The following is a 13,634-nucleotide window of genomic DNA, read 5'->3' on the forward strand; positions in this document are numbered from 1 at the left end:
CCCCCGCGCGGCGCCCGCCGCCCCCCCCCCCCGGCGGGGGGGCCCGCCCGCGCGCCCCCCCCCCCACGGCCGTGCACGGGGCCGGCCTCAGTCGTGCGGCACGACCGCGACCGGGCTGTGCGCGTGGTGGAGGACGGCGTGGGCGACCGAGCCCAGCCAGGGCGCGGCCGGGTGGAGCCTGGGCCGGCGGCGCCCCACCACCGTCAGGCGGGCGCTCCTGGAGGCCTCCACCAGCGCCCGCCCGGCCGACCAGGCGGCGAGCTCGGCCTGCACCCGGACCTCCGGGTGCTTCTCCCGCCAGGGAGCCAGGGCCTCCTGGAGCCGCATCAGCTCTCCGGCTTCCAACGCCTCCCGGACCTCCGGCTGGTAGACCACGCCCTCGGCCGAGTACGGCCCCGCGGGCACCTTCCGGCTCTCCAGCACGCGTAGCGTCGCACCCCGTGCCGCGGCCTGTTCGAAGGCGAAGGCGATGACGTCCGGGCAGGCCTGGTCGCTGTCCAGCCCGAGCACCACGTCCTCGCCGCCGCCCTGCCCGTCGGCCCCGGCACGGACCACCACGACGGGGCAGTTCGCGTGGCCCACCACCCGCAGCGAAACGGAGCCGACCAGCAGCCCGGCGAACCCTCCCAGGCCTCGCGAGCCGAGCACCAGCAGGCCGTTCCGGCCCCCGGCGGCGACCAGCGCGTCGGCCGGGCTCCCGGGCACGTGCTCACAGGTCAGCTCCAGCCCGGGCAGCACGCTCGCGATGTGGTCCCGGGTGGCGAGCACCGACGGCGGCAGCGGCTCGTCACCGCGGTCGGCCTCCCCGGGCGCGGGCGAGCCCGCGTCCCCGGCGTGGAGCAGCCGCAGCGGCCTGCCGCTGCGGTACGCCTCCTGGGCGGCCCACTCGGCGGCGGCCGTGCTCGGCTCCGATCCGTCGACTCCGACCACTACGGCGTCCGGCATGGTGACGCCCCTCCCTGGTTCGACGGTCGCGGCGCGGATGCCGGCGACCCGGTGTGCGATCCATGATCGTGGTCGCCGCAGGCCGGTCCCAGGGGCCGAGCAGCCCCAAGGACGGCCCGAAGGTCCCGGTCACGCCTCCGGGACGATGGCGACCGGGCAGAGCGTGTGGTGCAGGACGGCGTGGCCGACCGGGCCGAGTGCGCCGACCAGGAGCACGGGCCGCCTGCCCAGCACCAGCAGTCGGGCCTTGGCCGACGCCTCCACCAGCGCCGGGCCCGCTCCCGCGCCCGTGCTCTCCGGGACGGCCTCGACCTCGGGGTGGGCGGCCCGCCACGGTGCGAGGACGCGGGCGAGGAGTCCGTCCTCGTCCTCCGGCACGCCGGTGGCCGAGGCGTGCACGACCCGCAGCGGCAGTCCGTGGCGGTGTGCGGCGGCGAAGGCGAACTCCAGGGCCGCCTCGGCGGGTCGGCGGGCGTCCAGCCCGAGCACGATCTGCTCGCGCGGATCCGGGCCCGGCGGGTCCACCGGCAGCACCACGGTCGGGCAGCCGGCCCGGGCGGCCAGGTGCAGGGCGGTGGACCCGACCCGCAGGTCCGGGAAGCCGCCGGTACCGCGGGCTGCGACGACGAGCAGTTCGGCGTCCTCCCCCGCGGCCAGCAGCGCCGCGGGGGCGAGGTCGTGGACCTCGTCGGAGCGGATCTCCAACCGGGGGTAGCGCACCGCCAGGACGTGGCAGACCTCGTGCAACAGGGCATCAGGGTCCGGCCCGCGCCCGGCGGGCCGGCCGGGGAGCAGCTGGGGCGTCAGCGGCAGGGCGTGCAGGACGCGCAGCGCGCGGCCGAGCAGCAGCGCCTCGCGGGCGGCCCAGTCGGCGGCGGCCAGGCTGGGGTCGGAGCCGTCGACTCCGACGGCGACGGGCAGGTCCACGGTGCTGATCTCCTGACGGTCGGCCCCCCTGGTTGCACGTCAGCCCTACCAGGTCCAGTCGGTGATCTCGGGCAGGTCGGTGCCGTGCTCGCGAATCCAGTCGTGGTGGCGGGTGCGCCGGTCGGCCATCTCCTGGCGCAGGGCGGCGGCCCGGACGGCGAGGCCGGGCACCCGGTCGATGACGTCCATGACGAGCCGGTAGCGGTCGAGGTCGTTGCGGACCACCATGTCGAAGGGCGTCGTGGTGGTGCCCGACTCCTTGTACCCGCGCACGTGCAGGTGGGGGTGGACGGCGCGCCGGTAGGCGAGGCGGTGGATCAGCCACGGGTAGCCGTGGTAAGCGAAGATCACCGGCCGGTCGCGGCTGAACAGGGCGTCGAACTCCGCGTCGGGCATGCCGTGCGGGTGCTCCTCGGCGGGCATCAGCCGGGCCAGGTCGACCACGTTGACCACTCGGACGGCCAGGTCGGGCAGATGGCGGCGGAGCAGCTGGGCGGCCGCGAGGACCTCCTGGGTGGGGACGTCCCCGGCGCAGGCGAGCACGACGTCGGGCTCTCGGCTGCCGTCCTCGGTGCCGGCCCACTCCCAGATCCCCGCGCCCCGGGCGCAGTGGGTGCGGGCCTGGTCGAGGGTGAGCCAGTCGAAGCAGGGCTGCTTGCCGGCGACCACGACGTTGACGTAGTCGCGGCTGCGCAGGACGTGGTCGGCGGTGGCGAGCAGGGTGTTGGCGTCCGGCGGGAAGTAGACCCGGACGGCTTCGGGGCTCTTGTTGAGGACGTGGTCGACGAAGCCGGGGTCCTGGTGCGAGAAGCCGTTGTGGTCCTGGCGCCAGACGTGGGAGGTGAGCAGGTAGTTGAGCGAGGCGATGGGGGCGCGCCAGGGCAGGGCCCGGGTGGTGCGCAGCCACTTGATGTGCTGGTTGACCATGGAGTCGACGATGTGGACGAATGCCTCGTAGCAGGAGAACAGGCCGTGGCGGCCGGTGAGGAGGTAGCCCTCCAGCCAGCCCTGGCAGGTGTGTTCGGAGAGGATCTCCATCACCCGGCCGTCGGTGGCGAGGTGTTCGTCGACGGGCAGGGTCTGCGCCTGCCAGGCCTTGCCGGTGGCCGCGTAGACGGCCTGGAGCCGGTTGGAGGCGGTCTCGTCCGGGCCGACCAGGCGGAAGTCTCGGCGCTCGGCGGTGTCCGCCATCAGTTGTTCGAGCAGGTCGCCGAGGACCCGGGTGGGTTCGTGCAGGGTGGCACCGGGCTTGTCGACGGGCACGGCGAAGCGCTCCAGCGGCGGCATCGGCAGGTCGCGCAGCAGTAGACCGCCGTTGGCGTGCGGGTTCGTCCCGAGGCGGCGGTCGCCCTCGGGCACGCAGGCCAGCACCTCGGCGCTGGGTCGGCCCTGCTCGTCGAAGAGTTCCTCGGGCCGGTAGGAGCGCAGCCACGCCTCCAGCTGGGCGAGGTGGGCGGGGTTGTCCCGCACCTGGTCCAGCGGCACCTGGTGAGCCCGCCAGGTGCCTTCCACCGGCACTCCGTCGACCTCCGCGGGGCCGGTCCAGCCCTTGGGGGTGCGCAGCACGATCAGCGGCCACTGCGGGCGCCGGGTATCGCCCCCGGCACGGGCCTCGTGCTGGAGGGCGGCGATCCGGTCCAGTGCGGTGTCCATGGCCTCGGCCATGGCCCGGTGGACGGTGAGCGGGTCCTTGCCGGTGACGTACAGCGGGAGGTGGCCGTAGCCGCGCAGGAGCGCGTCGAGTTCCGCCTCGGGCAGCCGGGCCGGCACGGTCGGGTTGGCGATCTTGTAGCCGTTGAGGTGCAGGATCGGCAGGACGGCGCCGTCGTGCACCGGGTCGAGGAACTTGTTGCCGTGCCAGGAGGCCGCCAGCGGTCCGGTCTCGGCCTCGCCGTCGCCGATGACGCAGGTGACCAGCAGGCCGGGGTTGTCGAAGGCGGCGCCGTAGGCGTGCGACAGCGCGTAGCCGAGTTCACCGCCCTCGTGGATGGATCCCGGTGTCTCGGGGGCGACGTGGCTGGGCACGCCGCCGGGGAAGGAGAACTGCCGGAACAACCGGGCCATGCCGTCCGCGTCCCGGGTGACGCTCGGGTAGGTCTCGGTGTAGCTGCCGTCGAGCCAGGAGTTCGCCAGCACGGCGGGCCCGCCGTGCCCGGGCCCCCAGACGCAGACCGCGTCCAGGTCGCGGGCCCTGACCACCCGGTCGAGGTGGGTGTGGACCAGGTTCAGGCCGGGTGAGGTGCCCCAGTGACCCAGCAGGCGGGGCTTGATGTGCTCCGGGCGCAGCGGCTCGCGCAGCAGCGGGTTGGCCATCAGGTAGATCTGGCCCGCCGACAGGTAGTTGGCCGCCCTCCAGTGGGCGTCGAGCGCGCGGACCTCCTCCTCGGAGGGTCCACCGGGAGCCGGACTGGGGGTGAGGGACATGGCTGGGTTCTCCTCAGGTCTGTCGGAACCGCCGACGGTGGGCGTATCCGATCCTCCCCCCTCGGCCGAAGCCCGCGCAGGGCCGAACAGGCCACACTCGGCGAGCCGCGAGGGGCCGATGGTCCCGCTGTCCACGGCATTCACCCGAACGGCACAGCGCTCCGGCCCGCCCCGTGTCCGGCCGGGGCGGGGCGCACGGCAGCACCCTCAGGATTCCGCGGAAAGGCGAAAGGTACGCGGTCAGCCGGTGGCGCCCGGTTCGACGAAGGAACGGTCCTGTCCGGAAATGAGCTCGACGAGCAGGAAGCGGACGAAGCAACCGTGATTCCGCGTCAATTGGCCTTCCCCCTTGGCAAAATCGCGAGATACGGTCCACGGCCTTTCCTGATCGACAATGCGCTAGCCTCCTCCTGGCGTGATCACATGCCGATTTCGAATTGGGGGGAATCACATGGCAATCGGACGACGGCAACTCCTCTCCTCCGTCGCACTCACCGCCCTCGCCGCGCCCGTTCTGGCCAAGGGGACCGCGACCCGCGCGGCTGCGGCCGTGGGTACGGCCGCGGCCGCCGGCTCCGGGCCGCTGGTCATGCAGGTCGTCGCGCACGAGGACGACGACATCCTGTTCATGAACCCTGACCTGTCCAACGCCCTCGCCAACGGCACGCCGTCCGTCACGGTGTTCGTCACCGCGGGGAACATCACCGGCGACCCGTGCGCCACGGCCTGCTACGACACCGCCGGCGACCCGCTGCGCACCTGGAACCGGCAGATGGGCGCCGTCAACGCCTACTCCCGGATGACCGGGGTCGGCGACACCGACCCGGGGACCGACGAGGTCGGGCACTGGACGGCCGAGGCGTGGACGGTCGCGGGCAAGCAGGTCGAACGGTACGTCCTCAAGGGCCGGCCGGTGCACCTGATCTTCCTCAACCTGCACGACGCCGGGCTCGGAGGCGTCCTGGCCGGCGGCACCGACACCACGGTCGTCCCGGTCGGCAGCCCGCTGTCCGGGCCGTCGACCTACACGGCCGCGGACGTCGTCGAGGTGCTGCGGCAGCTGATGGTGGCGTACCAGCCGACCGTGCTGAGGGCCCAGGACGAACTCCCGGACAGCCGCTACACGGGCGACCACTCGGACCACGTCGCCGCCGCGAAGTTCGCCGGCGAGGCGGCCCGGCTGTACGGCGGCACGCTGATCCAGGTGAACTACCGGGACTACAACATCAGCGACTCCCCGGTGAACCTCGACCCGGCGACGGTCGGCGCCAAGGGCGTGTTCGTCTCCGAGTACGCCGGCCACGACCATTCGGGGAACTACTCCGACGCCTGGTTCTCCCGGATGTACTACCGCTGGTCGCGGGGCACCTCCTGGGCCGGGCTGAACCAGGACGGCCGGCCGCAGGTCTTCGTCGTCCGGGCCGGCGCCCTCTACACGTACTGGCGTCAGGGCGACGGCAGCTGGGGCGGTCCGGTGCGGATGGCCGACCCGGGCGGGCGGCTGGCGCCGGGCATAGCCGTCGGCACCAACGCCGACGGCCGGCTGGAGGTCTTCGCCCGCCGCCTGACCGACCACCACATCGTCTCCCTGCCGCAGGGCACGCCCAACGGCTGGTGGTGGAACGGCTGGGCCGACCACGGCAACCCCAACGCCGGGCTCGGCAACGAGGACCAGGTCGGCGTGCCCGTGGTGGCCGGCGACCAGGACGGGCGGCTGGAGCTCTTCGTCAAGAACGGCGGCGGCGGCCTCAGCAACATCCGGCAGACCACCCCGGGCGGCGTGTGGGCGAGCACCTGGACGGACCTGGGCGGCACCGATCTCCAGGACCCGGTCACCGCGATCCGCAACGGCGCCGGGAGGATCGAGGTGTTCGCCGGCACCCGCACCGGGATCGTCAACTGGTGGCAGACCGCCCCGAACGGCGCCTTCAGCGGCCCGGGCCCGATCCCGAACGCCCGGCCGGCGAGCCCGCCCAAGGCAGCGCTCGACCAGGACGGCCGCATCGAACTCGCCTACCGCGAGGTCGGCACCGGCGCGATGCTGGTCGGCTACCAGACTCAGCCGGGCGGGTCGTGGAGCCAGTCCCCGGCCCCCCTCGGCGGACACGGGGGAGTCGGCGAGCCGGCGGCGGCCACCCTCGGCGGACGGGTCGTCCTGTTCGAGCGCAACCGCGGCGGCGGCGTGAGCACCACCGCCCAGACCGCCCCGAACTCCGGCTACGGCGCCTGGCAGGACCTCGGCGGCACCGTCCTCGACTACCCGGCCGCAATCGTCGACGGCGGCGGTGTCCTCCACGTGTTCGCCATCGGCACGGACGGCCGCGTCTGCTACCGCACGGGCACGACGGCCACCACCTTCGGCGGCTGGCAGGTCCTGCCGCTCTGACCGCGGGTCCCGCCGGCCGGGGACCCGGCCGTCCCTTCCTTCCGGCGAGGGACGGTTCACAGCGAGGCGCCGTCCACTCCTGCCGGAGGGACGGCGCCTCGGTCCGTTCAAGGCCGATGACCGCTCGTCGCCGCCCGGGTCGTCGGACAGGCCGCGGCCCTGGGACCCTCCCGGTGGGCCGTCAGCGGGCGGGGCGCAGGCGGAGGGTGAGGATCTGGAAGGGGCGCAGGGTCAGGTCGACGCTTCGGTGCGGCAGGTGGGTGGTGTCGAGGGCGGCGGGGTCGGCGAGTGGTCGTTCGAGGAGGTCGGCGGGGTGGGCGGAGGCCAGGGGGAAGCCGGTGGTCAGCCGGGCTCTGGTGCGGGCGCCGTGAGCCTCGTAGAGCCGCACCACCACGTCGCCGGACCGGTCGTCGGCGAGTTTGAGGGCTTCGACGACGACCGACGGGGTGTCGAGTGCGACCAGTGGGGTGACCGGACGGGAGCCGGGTACGGCGCGTTCGGGGAGGTTCGTCCGGTAGCCCTCGCGGACGGCGTCGGCGATGCCGGCGCCGAGCAGCAGGGCGTAGTGGAGCCGGTGGTGTCCTTGGTCGGCGTCGGGGTCGGGGTAGCGCGCGGCCCGCAGCAGGGAGAGCCGGGCCGTGGTGGTGGTGCCTCCGTCGGGGCGTACGGCCCGGGTGATGTCGTGTCCGTAGGTGGAGTCGTTGAGAAGGGCTGCGCCCCAGCCGGGTTCTTCCAGGTGGAGGAAGCGGTGGGCGCAGATCTCGAACTTGGCGGCGTCCCAGCTGGTATTGGTGTGGGTGGGGCGTTTCACGTGGCCGAACGGGATCTCCGCGGTGGAGTGTTCGGCTCGCAGGTCCAGCGGGAAGGCGGCTTTGAGGATCTTCTCGCGTTCCCGCCATTCGATGTCGGTGTCGATGTCCAGCCGGCGGGAGTGGGCGGGCAGGGTCAGCAGTTGTTCGACCCGTGAGTCGCCGAAGGTGCGCACCACCCGGACGCCGGCACCCGTCGCGGTCACCGAGTCGGCTTCGAGCAGGTCGGTGCGGGTGTTGCGGTAGAACGCGTCGAGCTCCCAGGCGTCGTACTCGTTCGGGAAGTCCTGGTGGAGCTGGAGCAGGTTGGCGGCCGTGCCGGGCGGGAGGGCTTCGCGGTGGGCCCGGAGGTCGCGGGCCGAGGTGATCAGGCCGCGTTCGTCGATCTCGATCCGGATCAGGCCGTTGTCGAGGACGAAGCCCCTGCCGGACGGTGCGGGGTCGACGGGCGGGTGGGCCTGGTGGGGGCGGAGTGCGGCGCCCAGGGCCGGGATGCCGCCGCGGGTGTGCGGTGCCGCGTTGAACACGACGGTGGCGTCGCCGGGTCCGGCGAGTGCGTGTCGGGCAGCGTCGGTGAGGGTGCGCAGTTCGGCGGTGATGGCGGTGTGGGCCTGTTCGGCCTCGTGGTGGACCCAGGCGGTCGAGGAGCCGGGCAGGATGTCGTGGAACTGGTGCAGCAGGACGGTCTTCCAGAGGCGGTCGAGCGCGTCGTAGGGGTAGGCGCGGCCGGCGTGCACGGTTGCGGTGGCGCACCAGAGCTCGGCTTCGCGTAGGAGGTGCTCGTTGCGCCGGTTGCCCTGTTTCGTCTTCAGCTGGCTCGTCAGGGTGCCCCGGTGGAATTCGAGGTAGAGCTCGCCGAGCCAGACCGGCGCGTCGGGGTACTCCCGGTGGGCGCGGGTGAAGAACGCGGCGGGGTGTTCGATGGCGACCTTCGGTGAGCCTTCCAGGTCGGCCAGTCGGTCGGCGCGGGCCAGCATCTCGCGGGTGGGACCGCCACCGCCGTCGCCGTACCCGAACGGGACCAGGGAGCGGTCCGCGGTGCCCTTGTCCTGGAAGGTGCTGACGGCGTGGGCGAGTTCGGCTCCGGACAGTTCGCTGTTGTAGGTGTCGGCGGGTGGGAAGTGGCTGAAGATCCGGGTGCCGTCGATGCCCTCCCACCAGAAGGTGTGGTGCGGAAACCGGTTGATGGTGTTCCAGGAGATCTTCTGGGTCAGGAACCAGCGGATCCCGGCGAGTTTCATCAGCTGTGGCAGGGCCGCGTTGTAGCCGAAGGTGTCGGGCAGCCACATCTCGGCGGTCTCGACGCCGAATTCGTCCTGGTAGAAGCGTTTGCCGTGGACCAGTTGCCGCACCAGGGACTCGCCGCCGGTGATGTTGGTGTCCGGTTCCACCCAGAGGCTGCCGACGGGGAGGAACTGTCCGGCGGCGGCCTTCTCGCGCACCCGTGCGTAGATCCCGGGGCGGTTCTCCTTCATCCAGGCGAGCTGTTGGGCCTGGGACATGGCGAACCGGAATCCGGGGTGCTCGTCCATCAACTGGGTGACGTTGGCGAGGGTCCGGGCGACCTTCCGTTCGGCCTCGCGCAGCGGCCAGAGCCAGGCGGTGTCGATGTGCGCGTGGCCGATGGCGGAGATGCGGTGCGCGCCGGCGGTGGCGGGTGCGGCCAGGGCGGGGCGGACGGCCTCACGGGCGGCACGGGCGCCGGCGGCGGGGTTCTGCAGGTCGAGGGTGTCCAGGGCACGGTCGGCGGCGCGCAGGAGCTGCCAGCGGCGCGGCGAGTCCAGCGGCAGGGAGCGCATCAGCTGGTCGAGGACGTCGAGGTCCTGGACCAGGTCCCACAGGTCGGTGTCGAGGACGGTCAGGTCGGCCCGCAGCAGCCGGTACAGCGGTTCGCCCGGGGGGCCGCCGCCGGTGAGCCAGGGCGGCCGTCGGCCGAGCGGTGTCGGCGCGTGGTGGAACTCGCCGAAGTGGTCGAAGGTCGGGTTGGCGGCCGCCTCGATGTGGAAGGCGACCTGTTCACCGCCGGCGGCCGGATCGGCCACCGGGATCCAAGCGTTGCGCGGGTGCAGTCCCTTGACCACGGTGCCGTCCGCCCGGTGGACCAGGCCCTCGCTGGAGAAGCCGGCGCCGGTCTTGTCGAAGCCGAGGTCGACCAGGGCCTCGACGCGCCGGCCGGCCCACTCGCGCGGTACCTGCCCGGTGACCCGGAACCAGCTGGTCGACCAGGGCGGCCCCCAGCGGTGGCCGACGGCGACCGGCCGGTACGGGGCGGCCAGCCCCACCCCGACCGGGACGGGTTCGCCCGGCGCGTCCCAGACCGCCACCGCCAGCGGCACTGCGCCGGTGTGCACGGCGGGGCGCAGGCGCTGGTCCAGGACCCGGGTGAGGCGCTGCTCGATCACGCGGCGGTTGTCGTGCACCGTTTGCTCCTTGCCGGTTCGGTGGGGGGTCCTCTGGCGTGGGCGGGGCACCGGACGGGATCTACTCCTCGGTGGGTCCGAGGTCGGCGCGGTCCGTCAGTTCCACGGTCCGGCCTGCCGCGGCGTGCAGTTCCAGCACGGTGACCTCGTTGCGGCCGGGTCGCAGCACCGGCGCCGGAACGTAGAGGGTGCGTTGCGGGCCCCGGGACCAGTAACGGCCGAGCGCGAAGCCGTTGATCCAGGCGTGTCCCTTGGTGAAGCCGCCGAGTACGAGGAAGGTGTCGGCGGGACGGTCGATCTCCACCCATCCGCGGTGGAGGGCCGGCCCGACGGGGGGCGGCGCTACGGAGGTGAACTCCAGGGCGTCCAGGTCCGGCCCCTCCAGGGGCAGGGGTCGGCTGTACCAGTCGCGCAGGACCTTCCCGTTGGCGCTGATCTCGCCGAGCAGGCCCTTGCGGTCGTGGATGCCGGGCCCGTAGTTGACCCGGCCCTGGTTCTCCACCAGGACCTCCAGCCGCGCTCCGGCCCGGGGGATGGTGAAGGCGAGGGCGTGTTCCCGGTTCTCCCGTTCCAGGACACCGACCGGCTGCCCGTCGACGAAGAACTGGGCGCGGTCGCGGGCCTGCTCCACGTGCAGCACGCACGGCCCCGGGGAGGGGAGTTCGGTCCGGTAGAGGACGAAGCCGAAGGACTGACCGAGCTGTTCCATGGTCAGCGGCCGGTCGGCGGCGACGGCCGGGCCGAGGGCGTCGGCCTGCTCCAGCAGGCTCGCGGTGTGGGTGAGGTAGACGCTGCCGGCGGCGAGTTTGGGCTGCGGACTGGGCGGCGGGGCGGCGGGGACCGGTGCGTGCCTGGCGATCACCTCGCGGAAGGCGGCGTACTTGGGGCCCGGGTCGCCGGCCTCGTCGAGGGGGGCGTCGTAGTCGTAGGAGGTGGCGGTGGGCCGGTAGGCGCCCTTGTCGTTGGCGCCGTTGGTGAAACCGAAGTTGGTGCCGCCGTGGAACATGTACAGGTTCACCGAGGCTCCGGTGGCGAGCAGCCGGTCCAGCTCGTCGGCGGCCTCGTGTGCGCTGCGGGTCACGTGGGCGGAGCCCCAGCGGTCGAACCAGCCGATCCAGAATTCGGCGCACATCAGGGGGCCTTCGGGCTGGTGGGTGCGCAGTTCGGCGAGGCCGGCCTCGGCGCGGCTGCCGAAGTTCGCGGTGCGCAGGACGCCGTCCAGGCCGCCGCGTGCCAGGTCGGCGGGTTGGTCGCTGGTGAACAGTGGGGTGTCGGCGCCGTGTCGGCGCAGCAGTGCGGCGAGTTCGGCAAGGTAGGCGGTGTCGTCGCCGTAGGCGCCGTATTCGTTCTCCAGCTGCATGGCGATGACCGGGCCGCCCTTGCCGGCCAGGTGTGGTTCGACGGCGGTGAGCAGCGCGCCGAGGTACTCGTCGACGGCGGCGAGGAAGCGCGGGTCGCGGCTGCGCAGGGCGATTCCGTCCTCGGCGAGCAGCCAGGCGGGCAGGCCGCCGCCGTCCCATTCGGCGCAGATGTAGGGGCCCGGGCGGAGCAGGACGTGGAGGTTCTCGGCGGCACAGAGGTCGAGGAAGCGGGGCAGGTCGAGACCCGCGTCCAGACGGAACTCGCCGCGCCGGGGCGCGTGCAGGTTCCAGGGGACGTAGGTCTCGACCGTGTTCAGTCCCATCAGGCGTGCCTTGCGGAGCCGGTCGGCCCACTGCTCGGGGTGGACACGGAAGTAGTGCAGTCCGCCCGAGATGATGCGGAACGGTCGGTTGTCGAGACGGAATCCGTCTGCGGCGATCTCCAGGGGCATGGCCTGGCTCTCCTCAGGTGACGGCGGGGTGGCGGTGCGTCAGGCGAGCGGTCGGCAGAGCAGGGCGTCGGGCACGCCGTACTCGTTGTAGCGCCAGGTGTCGGCGACGCCGGCGATGTACTCGTTGTCGGCGCACTGGCCCTTGTAGTAGCCGGGCGCCCAGTCGCTCGCGGTGGAGCCGGCGCCGGCGGGGCGGTTGTCGCCGTGGTCGAACCACACGACGCGGCCGGTGGTGGGCAGGGTGGCGGCGGAGGGGGCGCACAGCAGGGCGGTCATCGAGTTCGTCCGCTCGCTGTAGCCGATCGCGTAGTACTGGTCGGGGCACTGGAGTTTGTCGTAGCCCGGCGCCCAGTCGCCCTGTGCGGTGTTCGTCCAGCCGGTGACGGTGACGTAGGCGCCGGCTCTGGCGGGGGGCTGGGCGCTGTCGGTGCACAGGCCGCGGCCGTCGCTGCGGCCGAGGGCGATCAGGCGCTGGGTGTCGGGGCAGACGCCCTTGCGGCTGCCGACGCTCCAGTCGGGCCGGCTGAGCATCCGGGCGGAGGTGATCTGGTCGCCGAAGTCGAGGTCGAGCATGTTCCAGCGCGGGGTGGGTGCGACGGGGCCGGTGAGGCCGGGCGCGTTGACGAGCTTGTTCCAGTCGGCGGCGCGCCAGTCGCCGGGGTCCTGCAGGCCGGTCCGGGTGCCGGTCGCGGTGTAGGAGAGCAGGGCCCAGCTGTCCTGCGGCTTGCCGGTGGCGTCGGCCCAGCCGACCAGGGGCCAGACGGCGAAGTCGGTGTCGTTCTTCACCAGGATGTCGGTGAAGGCGGTCCACCAGGCCTTCTCCTTGGTGTCGGTCTCGTCGCGGCCGGCGGCGCCGAACTCGCTGATCCACACGGGCGCGGTGAAGTGCTGGCCGGACTTGGTGACGAACAGGGCTTCCTGGTCGACGACCCGGGCGAGCTGGTCGGGGGTGAGGTCCTGGTAGCGCGGGTCGTGGGTGACGCCGGGGCCGCTGGTGGCGCCGGTGTTGGCGGGGCCGGTGTAGGCGTAGAAGTGCGCGGCGTAGACGAGTTTGTCGGACCTGATCAGGGTGTTGGAGAGGTTGGCGACGGGGGTGAGCATCGGGCGGCCGTGGGGGGTGATGTCGGTCGGGATGCCCTGCCAGTTGATGCCCTCCATGACGACGAGCATGTCCGGGTCGGCCTGGAGGATGCGGTTGCCGGCCTCCTCGAAGGCGGCGTACTCGTCGTGGCTGTCGCCCCGGCCCCAGTTGGGGTCGTCCCAGACGTCCCGGCGGACCTCGTTGCGCAGGTCGGCGCCGACCACGCGCTTGTCGTCCTTGTAGCGGTTGACCAGGAACAGCCAGTCGGCTTCCCACTGCTGGGTGCTCTGGCCGCTGTTCCAGCGCTCGTTGCCGTCCAGGCCGCAGCAGAACCGGTAGCTGGTGGTGTGGTTGTTGAGGATCACCGCGAAGCCGTCGGCGGTCAGCGCGGCAACGGCGGCGTCGTACACCTGGAGCGGGGTCAGGCCCTTGAGCTGGGGGTTGGCCGCGACGGCCGCGTCCGGTACGGGGGTGGTGTCGTGGATCATCGCATCGGCGAACGGCAGCCGGACGGCGTTGAGGCCCAGACCGTGGAAGCCGGTGAGGATCTCGCCGAGCGGGACCCGGTCCAGGCCGAGCGGGATGTTGTACGACACCTGGCCGGCCTGGTTGTTCGCCGGGTCGGTGGTGGAACCGCTGCCCTGCCAGGTGCCCTGCGCGCCGGCCCAGTTGCCGGCCTTCAGCTTGAACCGGTTGCCGCCGGCGTCGACGATGTAGCGGCCGCGGGTGCTGAGCGGTCCGGTCCAGGACGCCGCGAGCTGGGGACCCGTCAGCGGGGTGGGCGCCGCGGTGGCGGCGGGCGAGGCGGCCGGCGAGGCCGTGGGCAGGG

The 13,634-nt window shown here is 73.0% G+C and carries 7 protein-coding genes; 1 reads left to right on the forward strand and 6 read right to left on the reverse strand.

Annotated features, from left to right (window positions below; genetic code table 11):
• Positions 1–87 precede the first annotated feature (87 nt).
• The 3 genes from KS423_RS16530 to KS423_RS16540 form a co-directional block, all read right to left on the reverse strand.
• The gene (locus KS423_RS16530) at positions 88–945 is read right to left on the reverse strand and encodes a universal stress protein (RefSeq protein ID WP_224279976.1); all 858 of its coding nucleotides are present in this window, start codon (positions 943–945) and stop codon (positions 88–90) included.
• A 129-nt stretch (positions 946–1,074) separates the two neighbouring features.
• On the reverse strand, positions 1,075–1,872 hold the full coding sequence (locus tag KS423_RS16535) for a universal stress protein (RefSeq protein ID WP_224279978.1): 798 nt from the start codon (positions 1,870–1,872) through the stop codon (positions 1,075–1,077).
• 45 nt (positions 1,873–1,917) lie between these two features.
• Positions 1,918–4,296: a phosphoketolase gene (locus KS423_RS16540; protein WP_224279980.1), complete on the reverse strand. Its 2,379-nt coding sequence runs from the start codon at positions 4,294–4,296 to the stop codon at positions 1,918–1,920.
• 451 nt (positions 4,297–4,747) lie between these two features.
• Here KS423_RS16540 and KS423_RS16545 point away from each other — a divergent pair, with 451 nt between their 5' ends.
• Entirely contained in the window at positions 4,748–6,682 is a 1,935-nt protein-coding gene (locus KS423_RS16545) for a PIG-L family deacetylase (RefSeq protein ID WP_224279981.1), read from the forward strand.
• A gap of 181 nt (positions 6,683–6,863) precedes the next feature.
• On the opposite strand, the gene KS423_RS16550 is transcribed toward KS423_RS16545, so the two are convergent.
• The 3 genes from KS423_RS16550 to KS423_RS16560 form a co-directional block, all read right to left on the reverse strand.
• Positions 6,864–9,911 carry a glycoside hydrolase family 38 C-terminal domain-containing protein gene (locus KS423_RS16550; RefSeq protein WP_224279983.1) on the reverse strand — a complete coding sequence of 1,016 codons (3,048 nt, stop codon included), beginning with the start codon at positions 9,909–9,911 and terminating at the stop codon, positions 6,864–6,866.
• A 61-nt stretch (positions 9,912–9,972) separates the two neighbouring features.
• Positions 9,973–11,724 carry a beta-galactosidase family protein gene (locus tag KS423_RS16555; RefSeq protein WP_224279985.1) on the reverse strand — a complete coding sequence of 584 codons (1,752 nt, stop codon included), beginning with the start codon at positions 11,722–11,724 and terminating at the stop codon, positions 9,973–9,975.
• Positions 11,725–11,763: 39 nt separating this feature from the next.
• Entirely contained in the window at positions 11,764–13,632 is a 1,869-nt protein-coding gene (locus KS423_RS16560; RefSeq protein ID WP_224279987.1) for a cellulase family glycosylhydrolase, read from the reverse strand.
• Positions 13,633–13,634 lie beyond the last annotated feature (2 nt).

This window comes from Streptomyces sp. LS1784 (assembly GCF_020103755.1).
Taxonomy (GTDB): Bacteria; Actinomycetota; Actinomycetes; order Streptomycetales; family Streptomycetaceae; genus Kitasatospora.